Raw genomic sequence first — 19,374 nt, 5'->3', positions numbered from 1 at the left:
GTTATTCGCACAACTGTAACCAGATGCGCCATCTGTGGTCAAGACCACAAGCACCGAGCGATGTGATGCGGCGCGAACAGAGCAATGAGGCAGACTCGAACCATGACGGCCGAGATCGCTCCCGACGACCAACGCCCCGCCTGGTTCGTGCAGTCACTCGAACGCGGCCTGAGCGTGCTGCAGTGCTTCGACGACGCGCACCCGGCCCGAACCCTCAGCGAGGTCGCCGAGGCCGTCGGAGTCACCCGAGCGACCGCCCGTCGACTGTTGCTGACGCTGGCAGAACTGGGATTCGTCCGCCAGGACGGCCGTCAGTTCACCCTCACCCCGCGGGTGATGAATCTGGGTTTCTCGTTCCTGTCCGGCATGGACCTACCCCGTCTGGCCGAACCCCACATCGAGGCGCTCGCACGACAATTGGGCGAAACGACCTCGGTGGCCATCCTCGACGGATTCGACATCGTCTATGTCGCGCGTGTTCCGTCCTCGCGCATGTTGCGGGTCGTCATCACGCTGGGCACTCGATTCCCCGCGCACGCGACGTCATCGGGTCGAGTGCTGCTCGCGGCCCTCTCCGAGAGCGACCTCGAACGCTATTTCACCGACGCCCCCATCGAAGCCCTGACCCCGCGCACGCTCGTGGATCGAGATGCACTGCGCGCCGAGATCACTCGGGTGCGCAACGCCGGCTGGTCCGAGGTGGTCGACGAACTGGACGTCGGAATGCGTGCTGCCGCAGTGCCGTTGCGTAACAGCAACGGCACCGTCGTGGCAGCACTGAACACATCACTGCACGCAAAGAACTACAGCGCCACCGACATGGTCGATATCGTCGTTCCCGCGATGCACGAGACCGCAGGCCGCATCAGAACGTAGAACTACCCGCGACGCTGCCGCGCGATGTCCGCCAATACGACGCCCGCCGCGACGGATGCGTTGAGCGATTCCACCGGGCCGGCCATCGGGATCGACAGGATGTGGTCGCAGGTCTCGCTGACCAGACGCGAGAGGCCCTTGCCCTCGGACCCGACGACGATGACCACCGGGCCCTTGCCGTCGAAGGTGTCGAGTTCGGTGTCGCCGCCTGCGTCGAGGCCGACAACGGTGACGCCCTTGGACTGCCAATCCTTCAGTGTGCGAGTCAGATTCACTGCGCGTGCGATGGGCAGGCGAGCTGCCGCGCCGGCACTGGTTCGCCATGCCACCGCAGACACGCTCGCGCTGCGTCGCTGCGGGATCACGACGCCGTGGCCGCCGAACGCAGCCACCGATCGCACGACGGCACCGAGGTTGCGCGGGTCGGTGATGTTGTCGAGCGCGACGAGCAGTGCGGGTTCCTGGTGCGTGCGCGCGTTCGAGATCAGATCGTCGGGGTGCGCGTAGCGGTACGGCGGCACCTGCAGGGCCAGGCCCTGGTGCAATCCGTTGGCGCTGAGTTTGTCCAGATCGGAGCGGGGAACTTCGAGGATGGAGATCCGCGCATCGCCTGCACGCTGCACGGCTTCCTTGAGCCGATCGTCGCTGTCGGTTCCGACGGCGACCCACAGTGCAGTGGCGGGCACGCCTGCACGCAGGCACTCGACGACCGGGTTGCGACCGAGCACCACCTCGGGACCGTCTTCGACCTTGCGTCCGGCCGGTCGTCCACCCGCGCGGCCACCGGTGTTACCGCCACGGTTCTGGGCAGACTTCTCGGCGAGCTTGGCCCGACGCGCGGCGGGGTGCTTGGTGCGCTCGGAGGCGGGAGGCGTCGCGCCGCGGCCTTCGAGACCCTTCCGACGCTTGCCGCCCGATCCGGCGACCTGCCCCTTCTTGGTGCCGTCCTTGCGGATCGCGCCGCGCCTACTCGAATTGCCTGCCATCACAAACCTGCTTCGTCGGTCTTGCTCGTACCCAGCGACCATTCGGGCCCGTTGGGTGTATCTGTCACGTCTACTCCGGCCTCGGCCAGTCTCGTCCGTATCTCGTCTGCGGCGGCCCAGTCCTTGGTCGCCTTCGCCGTTGCTCGACGCTCCAGCTCGGCCTCGACGAGGACGCCGAGGGCACCGAGAGCTGCTGCGTCGGAACCGCTGTCGCTGGCCCAGTGCGGATCGAGTGGGTCGACACCGAGGATGTCGAGCATCGCCCGGACACTGCCTGCGTGCTCCACCGCTGCCGGTAGGTCACCGGATTCGAGTGCAGTGTTGCCGAGAGTGACGGTCGCGTGAATCTCGGCCAACGCCTTGGGAACCGAGAGGTCGTCGTCGAGGGCTTCGGCAAATCCGGCGGTCCACTTACCCAGCGGCACTTCGCCGGCACGTTCGACGGCTCGTCGAACGAACCCTTCGATACCCCGGTAGGTCACGGCCGCGGTGTCGAGCGCAGTGTCGGAGTACTCCAGCATCGAACGATAGTGCGCGCCACCGAGATAGAACCGAAGTTCTTGCGGCCGAACCTTTTTCAACACATTGGGTACCGAGAGCACGTTGCCGAGAGACTTCGACATCTTCTCGCCGCCCATCGTCACCCAGCCGTTGTGCAGCCAGTACCGCGAGAAGCCGTCACCGGCCGCCATGGACTGGGCCCGCTCGTTCTCGTGGTGCGGGAACACCAGATCCATTCCGCCGCAGTGGATGTCGAAATCCGGCCCGAGGTAGTTCTCCGCCATCGCGGAGCATTCGAGGTGCCAGCCGGGCCGTCCGGGGCCCCACGGCGTCGGCCACGACGGCTCACCCGGTTTCGCGCCCTTCCACAGCGTGAAATCGCGAGGGTCGCGTTTGCCCTCGGCGACGCTCTCGCCCTGGTGCACGTCGTCGAGCTTGTGACCGGACAGCGCGCCGTAGCTCGGGAAGCTCTGCACGTCGAAGTAGACGTCACCGCACTCGTCGGCGTAGGCATGGCCGCGTTCGATCAGTCGCTCGATCATCTGGACCATCTGGGTGATGTGGCCGGTGGCGCGTGGCTCGGCCGACGGCGGAAGTACGCCGAGTCGGTCGTACGCCCAGGTGAAGGACCGCTCGTACGTCGCAGCCCATTCCCACCACGGCCGGCCGGCGTCGCGCGCCTTGTTCAGGATTTTGTCATCGATGTCGGTGACGTTGCGAACGAAGGCGACGTCGTAGTCGTGCGCCAACAGCCAGCGGCGCAGTACGTCGAACGCGACGCCACTGCGCACGTGACCGATATGAGGTTCACCCTGCACCGTCGCCCCACACAGGTACACCGATGCATGGCCAGGGACCAAGGGGGTGAATTCCCGCAGGGCCCTCGTCTCGGTGTCGTGTAGGTGAAGGGTCACGACCAGCAATGCTACCGGTGGTTTTACCTCGTCATGACAAGTGCGGTCGCGATGGCCGCGATTCCTTCGCCCCGACCGGTCAGCCCGAGCCCGTCGGTGGTGGTCGCAGACACCGATACCGGCGCTCCGAGTACCCGCGAGAGGACTTCCTGGGCCTCGGCGCGGCGCGGTCCGATCTTGGGCCTGTTGCCGATGATCTGCACCGCAGCGTTGCCGATCGCGAATCCATCGGCGTCGAGCAGGCGTTTGACCTCGGTCAACATGGCAGCTCCACTGACCCCGTCCCATTCCGGACGCCCCGTCCCGAACACCGATCCGAGATCGCCCAGTCCGGCCGCGGACAGCAACGCGTCGCACAGGGCGTGGGAGGCGACATCGCCGTCGGAATGCCCGTCGAGTCCGTCCGCGTCGTCGAACAGCAATCCGGCCAGCCAGCAGGGCCGGCCGGGGGCGATGGGGTGCACATCGGTACCGATGCCGACTCTCATGAATCGCCTCTCGTCAGTGCCTCGGCCAGCAGCAGGTCGAGGGGGGTGGTGATCTTGAACGCGAGGGCGTCACCGACGATGGTGTGCACGGTCTCGCCGATGCGCTCGACCAGGCCCGCGTCGTCGGTGGAGATGTCGGTGGTCGCGTCGTACGCGCGGCGCAGGACGTCGGCGTCGAACCCCTGCGGGGTCTGTACCGAGCGCAGGCTCGCGCGGTCCGGGGTACCCACCACTGCGCCCATGATGTCGACTTCCTTGATGGTGTCGACGACCGGGAGAACCGGGATGACGGCGGAGCGGCCGGCGCGCACCTCGGCCACCACGCGGGCGATCAGCGTCGGTGGGGTGAGGGCGCGGGCGGCATCGTGGACGAGAACGACGGCTGCGTCGCCGACGGCGGCGAGACCGGCGCGCACCGAATCGGTGCGTTCGAGGCCTCCGGCCACGACCGCGACGTCGTCGCCGACATGACGGCGGGCCGCGTCGAGCAGCTCGGTCGGCACGATGACGACGATGCGGTCGACGGCACCCGAGGCCCGGAGGCCGTCGACGGACCGCGTCAGGAGAGAGTCCGTACCCAGACAGACGAATGCCTTCGGCTCGTCGTGTCCGAGCCGAAGGCCTTTGCCTGCAGCGGGTACCAGGGCGACCACGTCGCCGGAAGTACCGTTCACTCTAAGAAGCTGTAGCGAGAACTTCGTCGAGCATGGTGTCGGCCTTGGCCTGGTCGGTTCCTTCGGCCAGTGCCAACTCGCCGACCAGAATCTGCCGTGCCTTGGCGAGCATGCGCTTCTCGCCTGCCGACAGTCCGCGGTCCTGCTCGCGTCGCCAGAGATCACGGACGACTTCGGCAACCTTGTTCACATCACCGGAAGCGAGCTTCTCCAGGTTGGCCTTGTACCGACGCGACCAGTTGGTGGGCTCTTCGGTGTGCGGCGCGCGGAGCACCTGAAAGACTTTGTCGAGACCTTCTTGCCCGACGACGTCGCGAACGCCTACGTACTCTGCGTTGTCCGCGGGAACTCGAACGGTGAGGTCGCCTTGCGCGACCTTGAGAACCAGATACTCTCTCGGTTCACCCTTGATGGTGCGTGTCTCTATCGCTTCGATCAGCGCCGCTCCGTGATGGGGGTAAACGACGGTGTCTCCGACCTTGAAAATCATGTGACAAGTGCCCCTTTCGATTTATCCAGAATACCACGGCCCATATCAACGGTGCAGGTCAGGGGCATAGCGGTGCCGAATCAGGGGTTGACACAGAGGATTCGACATGTATTCGACGCCACATTTTCGGACGGTTCGTTCCACTGTCTCCACTCCCGACATGCACCCTCACCTGGCGTCATCGGGCCGTCGGCAGACCCCACGAGCGGCCGGTGGACCAGAACTACTACTCTGCCTAGTGGACGAGAAGGACCGAGCCGGCCCGGCACCACATGGAGGACGACCGAAGTGACTGCAATCGACGCTGCGACACCGCTTGGCCGCCATCGCAGGACGGCCGCCGCCCTCGCTCTTCTCGCCGGTGGCGCGCTCGCCCTCACCGCGTGCGGCGCAGGTCAGATCTCCCAGACGGCCACTCAGGTCGCCGCGGTCAACGGTAACTCCGCCGACGTCGGAGACATCCAGCTCCGCAACGTGCACGTGGTGTACCCCACCTCCGAGGAATACAGCATCGAGCCCGGCGGCACCGTCGAGCTCGGCTTCACGGCCATCAACGCCAACACGAGTGTGGCCGACGAGCTGACCGGCATCTCCTCCCCCGAGGCACAGGTCACCATCGTCGACGAGGCGGAAGCGGGCAGCAACGAGATCGCTCCGCAGACCGCGCTCGGCGCAGGTTCACCCGCCGACGTTCAGCTCGACGATCCACTGCTGCCGATCCAGCTGATCAAGGTCGAGATGGCCGACATCTCCGAGAACGTTCGACCGGGCCTGACGCTGCCGGTCACGTTCGAGTTCGCGAACGCGGGCGAGGTCGTCGTCAACGTTCCCGTCGATGCCGGTATCGAGCTCGAGCGCGACCCGTCCGCGGTCACCGAGCACAGCGAAGGCGAATAGCCGCCGCTCCGACCCTGTCGGTGCCGATCGTTAGGCTGCCGACGTGGTCAAACTGAAGTCGAGCTACCGCTGCTCTGCGTGCCGTCACTCGGTCTCGAAGTGGGTCGGTCGCTGTCCCGAATGCGGTGACTGGGGCTCGATGGAAGAGGTCCAGGCCACTGCGGCTCCGCTCGCGACGCGGGCAGGCGCATCGTCCCTTCGCTCGGGCGGCGGAGCCATGATTCCCAGCACGCCCGCTGCGGCTCTGACGACCATCAGCAGTGCCACCTCGCAGGCCAACACCACCGGGATCGACGAGTTCGACCGCGTGCTCGGTGGCGGCCTCGTTCCCGGTTCGGTCGTCCTACTTGCGGGCGAACCCGGAGTCGGCAAATCGACGCTGCTGCTCGAGGTGGTGCACCGATGGGCCCGCTCGGCACCGGATCGACGCGCGCTCTATGTCACGGGCGAGGAGTCGGCGGGGCAGGTGCGGTTGCGTGCCGATCGCACCGGCGCGGTACACGAACGCGTCTTCCTCGCCGCCGAATCCGATCTCGCCACCGTCTTCGGCCACGTGGAGCAGGTCAAGCCCAGCCTGCTGATCGTCGATTCGGTTCAGACGATGCTCGCCGCGGACGTCGACGGCGTCATCGGCGGCGTCACCCAGGTTCGCGCCATCACCAGCGCGTTGACCACGCTGGCCAAGACCACCGGCGTCGCGGTACTGCTCGTCGGGCACGTCACCAAGGAAGGCGCGGTGGCCGGTCCGCGATCTCTCGAGCATCTCGTCGACGTGGTGCTCAACTTCGAGGGCGACAAGCACTCCACCCTGCGGATGATCCGGGGCGTCAAGAACCGGTTCGGGGCCTCCGACGAGGTGGGTTGCTTCGAGCTCCGCGAGACCGGCATCGTCGGCATCAGTGATCCGTCCGGTTTGTTCCTGCATCATCGGAACGACGCCGTACCCGGCACTGCCGTCACCGTCACGATGGACGGCAAACGGCCGCTGTTGGCCGAGCTACAAGCGCTGATCGTCGACACCACGATGCCGTCGCCCCGGCGCGCGGTCAGCGGGCTCGATCACGCCCGCGTGGCGATGATCCTGGCCGTACTGGAACGTCGCTGCGGCGTCAAAGTGTCCAAGGCGGAGGTCTACGCGGCGACGGTCGGTGGGATGCGCACCAGCGAACCGTCCGCCGATCTCGCGCTCGCCGCGGCCGTGGCCTCGGCGGTTCGCGATCAACCACTTCCCGCGGGCATGGTGATTCTGGGCGAAGTCGGCCTGGCCGGAGAGGTGCGCCGCGTCGCCGGGCTGGGTCGCCGTCTCGCCGAGGCCGCCCGATTGGGGTTCAACTACGCCATCGTCCCCGAGGACGCCGGTCCCATACCCGACGGCATCAAGGTCAAGACCGTCACCAATGTCGGCGAGGCGTTGACCTACACGCGTATGCGGCCCGTATGACACCGGGCGGTATCCTTCGTCCGACCGCCCGCGTGTAGCAGCGCAGTATCCTTTGTCTGGCTGCCTGCACGTGGCAGCGCAGTACTCTTTGTTCGCACGCACAGAATCCGCAGCCCGAGCCGTAGCCGCTGCCAAGACACGAGGGGGTTGGCCGATGGAGGGCACCACGCCGTCCCCAGCGTTGCGCGAGACCATCGCCCGGCTCGCACCGGGAACCGCACTGCGAGACGGTCTCGAGCGAATTCTGCGCGGCCGCACCGGCGGGTTGATCGTCCTCGGCTACGACGACGAGGTCGAGGCGATCTGCGACGGAGGGTTCGAGCTCGATGTCGAGTTCGCCCCAACCCGGCTGCGCGAATTGTCGAAAATGGATGGCGCAGTGGTGCTTTCGACCGACGGCAAGCGCATCGTCCGATCCAACGTCCAGCTGGTCCCCGACCACAAGATTCCCACCGTCGAATCCGGTACCCGGCACCGCGCCGCCGAGCGAACCGCCATGCAGACCGGCTATCCCGTCGTCTCGGTGAGCCAGTCGATGAGCATCGTCAGTGTCTACATCGGTGGCATCAGGCACGTCGTGGAAGGCTCGGCCACCATCCTCTCGCGCGCCAATCAGGCCGTCGCGACTCTCGAACGCTACAAGGCCCGGCTCGACGACAACACCCGTCAACTCTCGGTGGTGGAGATCGAGGACTTCGTGACACTGCGCGACGCCCTGACCGTCGCGCAGCGTCTCGAGATGGTGCGGCGAGTGTCGGTCGAGATCGAGCAGAACGTCCTCGAACTCGGCACGGACGGCCGCCAGCTCGCTCTTCAGCTCGAAGAGTTGTTGGGCGACAACGACGTCGATCGCCAACTGATCGTCCGTGACTACCTGGCCGGCAACGAACCGTCGAGCACCACCGGAGTGGAGAAAGCGCTCGCCGCACTGGACAAGCTGACCGACGTCGATCTGCTGGATCTGACGACGCTGGCCCGCGCTTTCGGATATCCCGCGACCATAGAGGCCCTCGACACCCCGATGAGTCCCCGCGGGTACCGGGTGCTCACCCGAGTTCCGCGGTTGCAGTTCAGCCAGATTCACCGGCTGGTCGGCGCGTTCGGCACCCTGCAGGGATTGCTCGCGGCCACCGCAGCCGACCTGCAGTCCGTCGACGGTATCGGTGGACTCTGGGCTCGTCACATCCGCGAAGGTCTGTCCAGACTGGCCGAGGCATCGATCTCGGGACCCTACGACTAGGACGCCTTCTTGGTTCCGGGGGGGAAGCCTGCGTCGATCACGGCCTTCACGTACGGTCGTGCGCTGGTGATCAACTGATCGGCGTCCTCGACGTCTCGCCATACGGCCGACGCCATCACGTCGGTCCGATCCTCGATGTGCCGATCGAGAGCGAGTCCGTCCTCGGTCAACGTCTCGCCGTCCGCCGAGGTGGTGAGCAATCCGCGAGTGGCGAGTCGTTCTGCAGCAGAGCCCCATTCGCTTTCGGACCACTGCCGGGTCAGCTGCGTGATGCGTTTGCCGAGTGCTCGACGGCCGGGCTGCGGGGTCGTGCGGTCGGCCTCGTGGAAGACGGCGGCTTCCGTCGGGTCGAGTTCTGCGTCGATCAAGGCGGCGAGGTGACCGTCGCCGCGCCACTCGCGTAGGACGGTGATCGAGTGCCAGAGCGCGAGATGCGGCACGTCGGGGTGCTCGGCCGAATGCCACGCTGCGGCGAGTGGCCGACCGGCGAACGAGGCTGCGTCGCCGATGACGCGCAGACGATCTGCGAGCGTGGCCAGGCCGGGGTCGGCGGCAAGTGAACCCAGCGCGGTGCCGAGGACGGAATCGAGCAGTGTCCACCGGCGATCCGACACCGAGTCCAAACCGACGGCAACAGCGGCAGGCCAGGCGCGTTCGATGAGCACCGGGTTGAAGTTGTAGAACGCCGCTGCGACGACACTCGGCGCGCACGGACCCATCGGGGCAGCTCGAGCGCCGACGTACCAGGCATGACCGTCGAGGCCGGTGTCCTCGTATGCCGCACCCAGTTCAGGGTTGAAGTACGCGGTGACATGGAAGGGCTCGAATGTCTTGTAGGCGGAGCGGGCGAGTGCGGTCGAGGTGGTCATGAGATTCGACCGTACTCAGCCGGTGATGTTGAACGGCTCCGGCACGCTCTTGAGCTCGCCGAGCTGAGCGATCGCCTGGTAAGCACCGACGCCGACCGGGATTCGCTCTTCGCCGCAGCCGGGTACCGAGTTCGTGCCGGACCACTTGACGGTGAAGCCGGCCTGCTCGCCGGGCTTGAAGGTACGCAAATCCGACGCGGCGTTGGGGAAGCAATCGACGTTGGACCAGATGCGCTGATTGTCGAGGGTGTAGACGAGCGCCTGCTGCAATCCGGCACCGACGTCACGCTGGCATTCGGTGGAGCCGATGTTGGTGATGACCACGGTGAACACGGGCTCTTCACCCAGACGGTACGTGGCCTTCTCCGGCGTCACCTTGATTGCGAGCGATTGATCCGGGCACTGGTTGGAGATCACCGGGGCCGGAGCGCCGCTGGTGGTCGCGGCCGCGCCGCCACCGGCAGCGGAGTCGGTCGCCCCACCGGAGCCACCGGAGCCGCCGGATCCGCCCGCACTGTCGCCGGAGCCGCCCGAACCGCCGGAATCGGCGTCGGTGGCAGACAAGCTGGGTGACGGCAGGGCCGAAGTTGTTGCCGGAGCCGCAACGACGCCTGCGGGAGCAGCCTCGGTGTCGTCGGAACCGCCACTGAGCGAGGCGATGAACCACACGATCAATCCGAGGACGACAACGGCCGCACCGATGGCGAGAGCGCGGCGTCGCCAGTAGATTTCGGGAGGCAAAGGCCCGGTCGGTTCCAACACGAATCAACCGTATGCGGCCGAAGCCACGCTATCCCTGAGCCCGCGCGGCGTGTCGCGTAGGCGACCTCACTGAGGTTGGGGTTCGAGTCGGTTCAGGCGGGCATTTCGCCGATGTCGCCGATGACCTCACGCAACTGCGCATGACCCTTCGATAGCTGGTAGGTGAGGCCGACGATCGCGAGTTCCCCGGCTTCGACCTTCTCGGCGACGATCCGCGAGCGCTGCATCAGCAGATTGCCGGTCTCCTCGACGTGGCGTGCCTCGAACTCGTCGACGCCCTGGTAGCCGTCGCGGCGGGCCGAGAGCACCGACGGGGTGACGCGTTCGACGACGTCGCGGATGTAGCCACCGGGCACGTCACCACTCTCGAGGGCGTCGACGGTCGCCTTGACTGCACCGCAGTGATCGTGGCCGAGCACCACGATCAGCGGCGCGTTCAGCACGGCAACGCCGTACTCGATGGAGCCGAGCACCGCGGAGTCCACCACGTGACCGGCAGTGCGCACGACGAACATGTCGCCGAGGCCCTGGTCGAAGATGATCTCGGCAGCAACACGCGAGTCGGCGCAGCCGAAGAGGATGGCACTGGGATGCTGAGCACTCTCGAGGCGGGCACGATCCTCGATGCCCTGCGACGGGTGCAGGACCTCTCCGGAGACAAACCGTTGGTTGCCTTCCTTGAGGGACTTCCAGGCAGCGATCGGATTCGAAGCAGGCATGAGTCTCATTGTGCACGTGGATCGAGTTACCGGCGAGTCGGGTTGACTACTGTTGGGACCGATCACAGACACGAGGAGAAGGGCGACCAGTTGCCGATCGATGCCGACGCTCTGCTCGGGTGGTTCGACACCGACGGACGCGATCTGCCGTGGCGACGACCCGGCGTCAGCGCTTGGCAGATCCTGATGAGCGAGATCATGCTGCAGCAGACGCCGGTGGTGCGGGTCGCGCCCATCTGGGAGGAGTGGGTGCAGCGTTGGCCGGTGCCGTCTGCGATGGCCGCGTCCTCTCAGGCCGAGGTGCTCCGTGCGTGGGGCAAGTTGGGCTATCCGCGTCGAGCACTGCGGTTGCACGAGTGCTCCCGCGTGCTCGCCGAGGAGTATGGCGACGAGGTGCCCGGAGACGTCGAAACACTGTTGGGCCTGCCGGGCATCGGGGCCTACACCGCGCGCGCAGTGGCGTGTTTCGCCTACGGCCAGCGAGTTCCTGTGGTCGACACCAATGTTCGACGCGTCGTCGCTCGTGCGTTGCACGGCAACGCCGAGCCTGGAAATCCATCCACGACAAGGGATCTCGCCGACGTCGATCAGCTGCTCCCGGAGAGCGTCCCGCGGGCCGCCCGCTACTCGGCGGCGTTGATGGAACTGGGTGCGCTGATCTGCACGGCCAAGAATCCGGCATGCCTGCTGTGCCCGCTCCCGGAGTGCGCCTGGATCGAGGCAGGTAGGCCCGCGCACACCGGCCCGGCCAAGAAGGTCCAGAAGTTCGCAGGCACGGATCGTCAGGTTCGAGGCAAGCTCATGTCGGTGCTACGCGAGAGCACCGGCCCCGTCGAGCGGGCACAACTCGACATCGTCTGGCCCACCGACCCGACTCAACGCGACCGAGCTCTCGATTCACTGCTGACCGACGGCTTGATCGAACAGACGGAGTCGGGATTGTTCGCCCTCGCAGGTGAGGGTTCGGACGGCTGAATCTTCGCTACCGAGCGAGAAATTCGACGAGAGTCGCGTTGACGGCGTCGGGGCGTTCGAGGTAGCCGAAATGACCGGTATCGGCGATTTCGACGTATCGAGCACCAGGTATCGCGTCGGCGACGTCTCGGCACTGCTGCACGGGAATCATGCGGTCGTCGGCGAATCCGATCACCAGAGATTTCGCCCTGATTGCCCGGTATGCAGCCAATCGGTCTGTCCCCGCTCGCATTTCGAGCCCGATCTGCGCTCGCATGCCCGCCGTCTTCTTGCCGCCCGAGTATTCGAGGATCGCCAGCCAGTCACCGATCGCGCTGTCGTCGGCCAGCGTCTTGGGCGAGAAGTTCTGCATTGCAGTCATCGCAGCCCGGTACGACGCGGGTAGTTCGACCCCGGCGTCGTGAAGGTCCTTCTCGCCCTTCGACATCTGCGCACGAAAGGTGGTGGTCTTGCCGAACGTGGCCATCATCACTGCATGCGACACCAGATCCGGCCTGGCCAAGGCCAATTCCTGGGTAACGCGGGCACCCATGGAGGTGCCGACGACGCGTGCTGCGCCGCCACCGAGGTGCTCGACGAGGGCAGCGGTGTCGGCGACCAGGTCGTCGAGTGTCATCCCGCTCGCACACTCGGAAGACGGTGCGATTCCGCGATTGTCGAACGTGACGACCCGGTACCCCTGCTTCACCAGGACCGGGACCTGATGGGTTCGCCAGACTCGTCCTGGGCTACCGGTGCCCATCACCAACACCACGAGCGGCCCGTCTCCGGTGACGTCGTAGTTGAGGTCGATTCCGTTGAGCTTCGCGAGCGGCATTCGGATCATCTTAGTGCGCGCAGGAACTCCTCGACCGCCGTGCGATACCGCTGGGGAGCCTCGTCGTGAATCAGGTGGGCCGCCTTCTCGATCCGAATGTGAGTCGATCCGGGCTTGTCCGAGTGCATCTGCTGCATCTGACCGGCCGTGGTGATGGTGTGCTCACCTTCGATCAGCAACACCGGAGCGGTGACGGCCTCCCACTCGTCCCAGAAATGCCGCGTCCCCCATTCCTGCGAGATCGACTCGAAGAAGTCCACCTCGCCGTGCAATCGCCAGCCGTCTTCGCTGCGAACGAAAGAGTCCAGAAAATATTGTCCCGCAACATCTCCGAAGAATTCGAGTACTGCGTCGGCGTCGGGAAAGGGCTGGGGCCAGGCCCGCATCATGGTGGCCCAGTCGTCTGCGGTGCGGCCCCGAAAGTCCGGGGCAATGTCCTCGACCACGAGTCCAGTTACGAGGTCGGGTCGCTGCGCGGCTGCACACCACCCGTGCAGCGCGCCCATCGAATGACCGATCAGCACGCTGGGACCCAGCCGGTCGAGATGCTCGAGCAGGTCGGCCACGAAGTACTCGGTGGTGGGCTCCGGCGGCGGAGGGCGACGATGCCCCGGTGCGTCGTAGGTGTGCACGTGCCCGAATTCTCGAAGCCACGGGACCTGCCTGCGCCAGGTAGCAGCACTGCCCATCAGCCCGTGCAGCAGCAGAATCGAACGGCCGGATCCACCCTCGTCGTAGAGCATCACCGCCGAGCATAACGGCGGAGTAATCTCGCGAGCATGGCCATTGTGAAGATCAATGCGATCGACGTACCCGAGGGCGCCGGACCCGAACTCGAGAAGCGCTTCGCCGCGCGCGCCGGGTCGGTCGACGGCTCCCCCGGCTTCCTCGGGTTCCAACTGCTGCGGCCGGTCAAGGGCGAAACGCGCTACTTCGTCGTCACCCAGTGGGAGGACGAGGAGTCGTTCCAGGCATGGTCGGCGGGACCGTCGCGGGAGGCTCATGCCGGTGCCCGTTCCCCGAAGCCGGTGTCGTCCGGAGCGTCGCTGCTCGAATTCGAGGTCGTATTGGACGTGCCTGCTTCTTCGTGAAGCCGCTCAGATGTGTTGGCGCGCGAGCCTCCACTCGAGTTTCGTCGGCATCTCCGAATCCAGTTTTCTCACGGCATCGGCCAGGAATTCAGCGGGCATCGGTCTTCCCAGGAAGTAGCCCTGGGCACCGTCGCAGCCGAGTTCGCGAAGCGCATCCAGCGTGCCCGCGTCCTCGACCCCCTCTGCCATGACCCGCACCCCGAGGCTTCGAGCCAGGTCGATGGTCGAGCGCACGATCGACGCGTCGGTGTCGTCGGTGTTCATCTTCGACACGAACGAGCGGTCGATCTTGAGAGTCTGCACCGGCAGACTCTGCAGATAGGCCAGCGAGCTGTAGCCGGTGCCGTAGTCGTCGATCGCGATGGTGACGCCGAGGCCACGCAGAGACGTCAACGCATTCACCGAACGCACCGGATCGGTCATCGCAGTCGTCTCGGTGACCTCGAATTCCAAGGCATGAGCGGGAACCGCGTATTTCGCCAGCGCTGCTGCGACCTGCTCGGTGAGTGTCTCGTCGAGTAGGTTTCTCACCGAAAGATTCACCGACACAGACAGATCGACACCGCGTCGACGCAATTCGCTGCACTGTGCCAAGGCCTCGTCCAGCACGAGCGCGGTGATGGCGGGCAACATGCCGGTGCGCTCGGCGTCGGGCAGAAACATCGAGGGTCCGATCAGGCCCTCACGCGGGTGCTGCCACCGCAGCAACGCCTCGACGCGGTCCACGCTGCCGGATTCCAGATCCAGGCACGGCTGAAAGAACACTCGAAGCTGGTGGTCACGAATGGCTGTGTCGAGTTCACCCAGCAACCGCATCTGATCGTGGCGGTCGCGATCCATGTCGGGTTCGTAGCGGCCGACTCGAGTGTGGCCGGCCTTCGCGGCCGTCAACGCCACGTGGGCGCGCTGAAGCATCGCCTCACCGTCGACCGGATTGGCCTCCGGATTCTCGATGCCGCTTCGACTCGCGTCCGGCTCCTCGGTCGACGCGATTCCGACGACCGCATCGAGCGCAACGTTGATGTCGTGCACGAACATCGTTCTGCTGACTGCGAATTGGAGCCGCTCAGCGGTATCCGACACGTCGATCTGGGCGGGACGCCGACGCATGGCGACGACGAACTGATCCCCACCGAGCCGACCCACCAGGTCATCGGATCGCACCGATGCGACCAGACGGTGACCGATCTCGCGCAGCACACTGTCTCCCACGCTGTACCCGAAGGTCTCGTTGATCTGGGCGAAGCGATCGATGTCCACCACGAGCGTGAAGACGTCCGACTCACCACGCGTGGCGAGCATCGTGTCCAACCGCTCTCGGAGCAGCCGCCGACTGGCCAGTCCGGTGACCGCGTCCGTGCGAGCCACGTCCTCGAGCACTGCGGCCTGCAGGCGCAGCGTGGTCAGGAAGCACGCCATGCGGCACCCGACGAGGGCGATGACCAAGGCCGACGAGGCCACGATCACCCAACCCCACTGATCGACGGGTATCCCGCGGGCCAACTGAACAGCCATCACGAAGGGCGTCACGGCGACCGCGACACTGAGTCCGAGAAATCTCACGCGCCCGAATCTGAACGGGCTGGACCGGTCCACACGCGAGACCGTTCTTTCCGGAATGTGCAGGGCGATCACCCCGAAACACACGTAGGCCGCCAGCCACAGCGTGTTCAGGAGAGTCGAACGGTAGAGCTCGTGGCTGCCGACCGCCGCATAGGACGCGAAGTCGGCAGCCACGAGCAACACCACTCCCGCCGTGGCTGCCAGGAACGGCACCGTGGTCGCCCGGGTCAGCAGGTACAGACTGCCGACGAGCGTCAGCAGAAATGCGTCGACAGTGAGGTAGATCGTGGCCGGCCACAGTTCCAGCGCCGACGAAAACGACCACGACGAACCGTCGGAGATGACGAAGACCCAGGTGGCGAGGCCGAAGCCGACTGCAACCACCAGACATTCGAGAAGCTCCTCGATCCCGAACACGAGCCCGTTCTCGTCGGCGGCTCGGGCGAAGCCGATGGCGATCACCAGATAGCCGATCAGGTAGAAGACGTCGGACGAGGAGAACGTCGATACTCGCCCGCCGCCGACCTGCGCCATCGACACCAACGCGTCACCGATGCCCCAGGAGCCGACACCGACGGCCATGTACTTCCAAGTCCGCTTGTCCGGACCGGGTTCCCGACGGTACCGGTACACGAACGCAGCGACTGTGGCCAGGAGCACGATTGCGTACAACGCACTCTGGGGTATCCCTGCGGGGCCTATCGCGTACGCCGCGACTGCGAAAACACCGAGGCCCAGGAAGCGCGTCCACAACATGGTGGGGCTGATCCTTCCTAGGCCGGTCGGTGCATACCCCGAACGTACGCATCAGCCGATCGAACCCGACGTTTGATCACGATTCGTTGCTGATCCACCCTGCAGATGGGTCGAGAAACGAACTATTTCAAACCTGACGATTGTTCGCCAGTCTCACTTCGGGCGGTTTGTCCGTTCAGCCCTCGAGAGCCGCGTCCAGTGTGATGTCCACGCCGGTGAGAGCCTTGCTGACAGGACAAGTTTCTTTTGCCGCCTGAGCCGCTTTGGCGAAGCCGTCGGCGTCGAGACCCTCGACCTCCCCCCGCACGGTCAGCTTGATGCCGGTCAGCTTGAAACCCGGCTCGTCGGGCCCCAGCGAGACATCGGCGGTGACCTCGAGGCTCTGCGGGGTGCCGCCCGCCTCCGCGATCAACGCCGACAACTGCATCGCATAGCAGCTCGAATGAGCCGCGGCGATCAGTTCCTCGGGACTGGTGGTGCCGTCTGCGTTCTCGGCGGCGCGCTTGGGAAACGACACGTCGAAAGTCGCTGCGCCGGAACTGGACAGCTCCACCTGGCCGGAGCCCTGTTCCAGCGTTCCGTTCCAAGCTGTGCGTGAGGTGCGAGTTGGCATCGAACCGAATCCTTTCGTTGTCGACCCTGTGTAGGCCTGTTTCTCAGGCTAACGTCAGCGGGGTGACCGGGCTACCGAGTGCGAGGATGTCGACACGACGGGTGCGACAAACGAAAAAGTTCTCGCGCACGGCGACGATCGCGGCCATCGCGATGCTGTCGATCGTCGGATTCTCGACGCCGATGGCAGAGGCAGGCCCCCTGACGGACTTCTACGACGCGCCGGTCACGACGGTCGGTGCCGCGTCGCCGGGCGAGGTACTCAGAACCCTGCCCGTCAACTCACCCAAGGGGTTCGGACTCGGATTCGACATCGAACGCATTCTCTATCGCTCCACCGACACCCACGATGACCCCATGGTCGTCTCCGGCTACTCGATGACACCCACGGCTCCGTGGACCGGCCCCGTACCGCGGCCGGTGATCGCCTATGCGCCCGGCACTTCCGGGATGGCGGACCGTTGCGCCGGTTCGGTAGTTCTCGGGACAGTCGGCTCGTCACCGGCCATCCTGCCGCTTCTGCTCGCCGGATATCGCGTCGTCGCAACCGATTACCAGGGCCTGGGCACCCCCGGCGGACACACCTACCTCAACCGAATCGCCTCGGGCCGAGCTCTGCTCGACGCCGCCAGAACCGCAGACGATGACGCCCCCGTGGTGTTGTTCGGTTACTCGGAAGGCGGATTCGCGTCGGGGGCCGCTGCCGAACTCGCCGCCACCTATGCCCCAGAGCTGAAGATCCGGGGAGCGTATGTCGGTGCGCCACCGGCAGATCCGACGCTCAACATCGAGACACTCGACAACACCGGCCTCGGCAGCGCCGTGCTCTTCGCCGTGGATGGAATGATCAATGCCTACCCGGATCGGGCGGACAGCATCCGCAGCCTCTTCGACTCCGACGGAATCGCCGCACTCGACGCCGCGCAGAACTGGTGTACCACCGACCCCGCGGCCACCGCGACAGTGCGCACGACCGAACTGACCCGCGACGGACGACCCCTCGACGATCAACTGAGCAACCCGGTTCTGGCCGACATCGTCGAGACCAACACCGTCGGGCGCATCGCTCCTGTCATGCCGGTGTACCTCTCGCACGCAGTCGAGGACGACACCGTGCCGATCGAGCAGAGCCGCACCCTGCTTCGACGCTGGAGCGATCTGGGTGCCGACATCACCTACCGCGAATACGACCTCCCGGACATACCGGTCGAGGGCGCGAACCACCTGCCCGGAGCTCTCGCGGCCTACTCCGACGTGATGCCCTGGATCGCCGGGCTGATTCACGCAGGAGTGGAGCCTGCGGGAACGACCCGATAGGCAGGAGTGGATCTCAGGTGTGAAATCAGGGTGTTCACCGAGGCGTCGACCTCGATGAGGTTGGTTCACTCCAACTATGCGCATCGTCCACGCCCTGCTCACCGTCGCAGCAGTCCTGACCGCGGGCTCCCCCACCCCACTGGAACCCGGCATGGCGTCGGACATCGAGATTGTCGCCGAGGAACTCGGATTGCCGGGGGTTGCGTTCCGCGTCGTCTCCGAGGACGAGGTGTTGGAGGACGTCGAGTACGGGGTGGACGGGGACGGGGTGCCGATCGACGAGAGCACGCCGTTCGTGTGGGGTTCGGTATCGAAGTCGGTGACGGCGGCGACGGTGTACTCCCTCGCCTCGCAACATCGTCTCGATCTGAGTAGAACCGTGAATTCGATTCTCCCGGAGGTCGATTCGATCGTCCCCGGCGATGTCACGATCGACGACCTGATCCACCACACCAGTGGACTCCCCCACGACGTCACCGAACTTGACGTGTGGGGACGTTCCGAACGAGCGCTCGACGTCGTCCCCACCCTGGACGTCACCGTCGCCGACCGCGGCACCTTCCGCTACTCGAGCCTCAATTACCTACTGCTGCAGGCGATTGTCGAGAAGGTCACCGCCGAACCCTTCGCCGACGTCGTCGCCCGCGAGACCGGAGTGCACACTGCCGGTGCCGTCACACCCGGCCACGTACCGTTCTTCACCTTCCCGCGCAGCATCGACACCGGCATCGACTCCGCGGGATTGGGCTACGGCTATCTGAGCGGATCCATCGACGAGCTCTCCCGCTATGCATGCAGGCAACTGACCGCACCGGCGTCGAACAGTTCGGATACGGTGCCGACGGGTTCGGGCACGGCGTACGGATACGGGTGGTACGTCGAGACGCTGCCCGACGGTACCGAGATTCGATGGCATTCCGGGGCCGTCCCTGGTTATTTCACTCACGTCGCACTCGTTCCGGAACGACACCTGGCCGTGGTGTTCGCGACCAACCGATACGGCGAACTCGACGCCGACAACCTTGCCTCCGCGGCCCGCTCCCTCGTACTCACCCGACTCGGTATCGACGAACCCCGCGCCGCCGGACTCGGTCTCTACGAGATAGCCCTGATCGGATCGACTGCACTTGCGGTGTTGTTGGCGATATGTGCCGCGAGAACCCTGCTCGGATTCGGAGCCGCTCCCGGACGATGGGCACTGGCGCGTGTTCTGACTGCCCTCGGCGCAGGCGGACTGCTGTACTTCTCACTGCCCGCACTCACCGGAGCACCGATCTCGACCCTGGCCCGCTGGGCTCCTGACATCGCGGGGACTGTCTGAATAACGGTTGATCCGGTCCTTGGTTCGACACGCCGAGCTCAGCTTGGTGGGAAGGATCGACGATG

General features: G+C 65.7%; 20 protein-coding genes. 8 read left to right on the top strand and 12 right to left on the bottom strand.

Translation table 11 applies throughout. The annotated features are described in order from the left end of the window. Positions 1-102 precede the first annotated feature (102 nt). Complete coding sequence (locus tag R3P93_RS20175) at positions 103-876, top strand: IclR family transcriptional regulator domain-containing protein (protein ID WP_094640925.1); 774 nt, start codon at positions 103-105, stop codon at positions 874-876. 2 nt (positions 877-878) lie between these two features. On the opposite strand, the gene rlmB is transcribed toward R3P93_RS20175, so the two are convergent. The 5 genes from rlmB to R3P93_RS20150 are packed head-to-tail and all read right to left on the bottom strand — an operon-like array spanning position 879 to position 4,929. Then, complete coding sequence (gene rlmB / locus R3P93_RS20170; RefSeq protein WP_317533896.1) at positions 879-1,862, bottom strand: 23S rRNA (guanosine(2251)-2'-O)-methyltransferase RlmB; 984 nt, start codon at positions 1,860-1,862, stop codon at positions 879-881. Then, complete coding sequence (gene cysS / locus R3P93_RS20165; protein ID WP_094670035.1) at positions 1,862-3,277, bottom strand: cysteine--tRNA ligase; 1,416 nt, start codon at positions 3,275-3,277, stop codon at positions 1,862-1,864. Before cysS ends, rlmB begins: the two co-directional genes overlap by 1 nt. 23 nt (positions 3,278-3,300) lie before the next feature. After that, on the bottom strand, positions 3,301-3,765 hold the full coding sequence (gene ispF / locus R3P93_RS20160; RefSeq protein ID WP_094640924.1) for a 2-C-methyl-D-erythritol 2,4-cyclodiphosphate synthase: 465 nt from the start codon (positions 3,763-3,765) through the stop codon (positions 3,301-3,303). Next, entirely contained in the window at positions 3,762-4,439 is a 678-nt protein-coding gene (ispD, locus tag R3P93_RS20155) for a 2-C-methyl-D-erythritol 4-phosphate cytidylyltransferase (RefSeq protein ID WP_094640923.1), read from the bottom strand. Before ispD ends, ispF begins: the two co-directional genes overlap by 4 nt. A 1-nt stretch (position 4,440) precedes the next feature. Next, entirely contained in the window at positions 4,441-4,929 is a 489-nt protein-coding gene (locus R3P93_RS20150; RefSeq protein WP_027494344.1) for a CarD family transcriptional regulator, read from the bottom strand. A 288-nt stretch (positions 4,930-5,217) separates the two neighbouring features. On the opposite strand from R3P93_RS20150, the gene R3P93_RS20145 reads away from it, so the two are divergent. The 3 genes from R3P93_RS20145 (at position 5,218) to disA (ending at position 8,507) form a co-directional block, all read left to right on the top strand. Next, positions 5,218-5,826: a copper chaperone PCu(A)C gene (locus R3P93_RS20145; RefSeq protein ID WP_068053749.1), complete on the top strand. Its 609-nt coding sequence runs from the start codon at positions 5,218-5,220 to the stop codon at positions 5,824-5,826. Positions 5,827-5,869: 43 nt separating this feature from the next. Beyond that, the gene (radA, locus tag R3P93_RS20140; RefSeq protein WP_068053746.1) at positions 5,870-7,267 is read left to right on the top strand and encodes a DNA repair protein RadA; all 1,398 of its coding nucleotides are present in this window, start codon (positions 5,870-5,872) and stop codon (positions 7,265-7,267) included. Positions 7,268-7,421: 154 nt separating this feature from the next. After that, the gene (gene disA, locus R3P93_RS20135; RefSeq protein WP_068053740.1) at positions 7,422-8,507 is read left to right on the top strand and encodes a DNA integrity scanning diadenylate cyclase DisA; all 1,086 of its coding nucleotides are present in this window, start codon (positions 7,422-7,424) and stop codon (positions 8,505-8,507) included. On the opposite strand, the gene R3P93_RS20130 is transcribed toward disA, so the two are convergent. The 3 genes from R3P93_RS20130 to R3P93_RS20120 form a co-directional block, all read right to left on the bottom strand. Further along, entirely contained in the window at positions 8,504-9,376 is an 873-nt protein-coding gene (locus tag R3P93_RS20130) for an SCO6745 family protein (RefSeq protein WP_317533895.1), read from the bottom strand. The two genes, disA and R3P93_RS20130, sit on opposite strands and share 4 nt — an antisense overlap. Before the next feature lie 15 nt (positions 9,377-9,391). Next, complete coding sequence (locus R3P93_RS20125) at positions 9,392-10,138, bottom strand: hypothetical protein (RefSeq protein WP_317533894.1); 747 nt, start codon at positions 10,136-10,138, stop codon at positions 9,392-9,394. A 92-nt stretch (positions 10,139-10,230) separates the two neighbouring features. Further along, positions 10,231-10,857 carry a carbonic anhydrase gene (locus R3P93_RS20120; RefSeq protein ID WP_317533893.1) on the bottom strand — a complete coding sequence of 209 codons (627 nt, stop codon included), beginning with the start codon at positions 10,855-10,857 and terminating at the stop codon, positions 10,231-10,233. A gap of 90 nt (positions 10,858-10,947) precedes the next feature. On the opposite strand from R3P93_RS20120, the gene R3P93_RS20115 reads away from it, so the two are divergent. Further along, the gene (locus R3P93_RS20115; RefSeq protein WP_317533892.1) at positions 10,948-11,832 is read left to right on the top strand and encodes an A/G-specific adenine glycosylase; all 885 of its coding nucleotides are present in this window, start codon (positions 10,948-10,950) and stop codon (positions 11,830-11,832) included. 7 nt (positions 11,833-11,839) lie between these two features. On the opposite strand, the gene R3P93_RS20110 is transcribed toward R3P93_RS20115, so the two are convergent. Then, positions 11,840-12,649, bottom strand: a complete 810-nt coding sequence (locus tag R3P93_RS20110) for an alpha/beta fold hydrolase (protein ID WP_317533891.1) — start codon at positions 12,647-12,649, stop codon at positions 11,840-11,842. Positions 12,650-12,654: 5 nt separating this feature from the next. Further along, on the bottom strand, positions 12,655-13,392 hold the full coding sequence (locus tag R3P93_RS20105; protein ID WP_317533890.1) for an alpha/beta fold hydrolase: 738 nt from the start codon (positions 13,390-13,392) through the stop codon (positions 12,655-12,657). Positions 13,393-13,428: 36 nt separating this feature from the next. On the opposite strand from R3P93_RS20105, the gene R3P93_RS20100 reads away from it, so the two are divergent. After that, on the top strand, positions 13,429-13,740 hold the full coding sequence (locus R3P93_RS20100; RefSeq protein WP_149406467.1) for an antibiotic biosynthesis monooxygenase family protein: 312 nt from the start codon (positions 13,429-13,431) through the stop codon (positions 13,738-13,740). Positions 13,741-13,746: 6 nt separating this feature from the next. Here R3P93_RS20100 and R3P93_RS20095 read toward each other — a convergent pair whose 3' ends face one another. Together R3P93_RS20095 and R3P93_RS20090 are read right to left on the bottom strand one after the other, a co-directional pair. Next, on the bottom strand, positions 13,747-16,059 hold the full coding sequence (locus R3P93_RS20095; RefSeq protein WP_317533889.1) for a putative bifunctional diguanylate cyclase/phosphodiesterase: 2,313 nt from the start codon (positions 16,057-16,059) through the stop codon (positions 13,747-13,749). Between the two features lie 175 nt (positions 16,060-16,234). Next, positions 16,235-16,672, bottom strand: a complete 438-nt coding sequence (locus R3P93_RS20090) for an OsmC family protein (RefSeq protein ID WP_068053702.1) — start codon at positions 16,670-16,672, stop codon at positions 16,235-16,237. Positions 16,673-16,773: 101 nt separating this feature from the next. On the opposite strand from R3P93_RS20090, the gene R3P93_RS20085 reads away from it, so the two are divergent. Next, the gene (locus tag R3P93_RS20085) at positions 16,774-17,988 is read left to right on the top strand and encodes an alpha/beta fold hydrolase (protein WP_317533888.1); all 1,215 of its coding nucleotides are present in this window, start codon (positions 16,774-16,776) and stop codon (positions 17,986-17,988) included. A gap of 76 nt (positions 17,989-18,064) precedes the next feature. After that, the gene (locus R3P93_RS20080; protein ID WP_317533887.1) at positions 18,065-19,309 is read left to right on the top strand and encodes a serine hydrolase domain-containing protein; all 1,245 of its coding nucleotides are present in this window, start codon (positions 18,065-18,067) and stop codon (positions 19,307-19,309) included. Positions 19,310-19,374: the final 65 nt, after the last annotated feature.

The sequence above is a fragment of the Rhodococcus cerastii genome, assembly GCF_033042195.1.
In the GTDB taxonomy this organism is placed as follows: Bacteria; Actinomycetota; Actinomycetes; order Mycobacteriales; family Mycobacteriaceae; genus Rhodococcoides.
The sequence above is the reverse complement of the archived record's forward strand: the minus strand, read 5'-3'. Positions and strand labels throughout refer to the sequence as shown.

Coding starts and splice junctions, on each gene's coding strand:
- R3P93_RS20175 (WP_094640925.1), top strand. CDS start 103: ATGACGGCCGAGATCGCTCCCGACGACCAACGCCCCGCCTGGTTCGTG.
- rlmB (WP_317533896.1), bottom strand. CDS start 1,862: ATGGCAGGCAATTCGAGTAGGCGCGGCGCGATCCGCAAGGACGGCACC.
- ispF (WP_094640924.1), bottom strand. CDS start 3,765: ATGAGAGTCGGCATCGGTACCGATGTGCACCCCATCGCCCCCGGCCGG.
- R3P93_RS20150 (WP_027494344.1), bottom strand. CDS start 4,929: ATGATTTTCAAGGTCGGAGACACCGTCGTTTACCCCCATCACGGAGCG.
- disA (WP_068053740.1), top strand. CDS start 7,422: ATGGAGGGCACCACGCCGTCCCCAGCGTTGCGCGAGACCATCGCCCGG.
- R3P93_RS20130 (WP_317533895.1), bottom strand. CDS start 9,376: ATGACCACCTCGACCGCACTCGCCCGCTCCGCCTACAAGACATTCGAG.
- R3P93_RS20120 (WP_317533893.1), bottom strand. CDS start 10,857: ATGCCTGCTTCGAATCCGATCGCTGCCTGGAAGTCCCTCAAGGAAGGC.
- R3P93_RS20110 (WP_317533891.1), bottom strand. CDS start 12,649: ATGCCGCTCGCGAAGCTCAACGGAATCGACCTCAACTACGACGTCACC.
- R3P93_RS20105 (WP_317533890.1), bottom strand. CDS start 13,392: ATGCTCTACGACGAGGGTGGATCCGGCCGTTCGATTCTGCTGCTGCAC.
- R3P93_RS20100 (WP_149406467.1), top strand. CDS start 13,429: ATGGCCATTGTGAAGATCAATGCGATCGACGTACCCGAGGGCGCCGGA.
- R3P93_RS20095 (WP_317533889.1), bottom strand. CDS start 16,059: ATGTTGTGGACGCGCTTCCTGGGCCTCGGTGTTTTCGCAGTCGCGGCG.
- R3P93_RS20090 (WP_068053702.1), bottom strand. CDS start 16,672: ATGCCAACTCGCACCTCACGCACAGCTTGGAACGGAACGCTGGAACAG.
- R3P93_RS20080 (WP_317533887.1), top strand. CDS start 18,065: ATGCGCATCGTCCACGCCCTGCTCACCGTCGCAGCAGTCCTGACCGCG.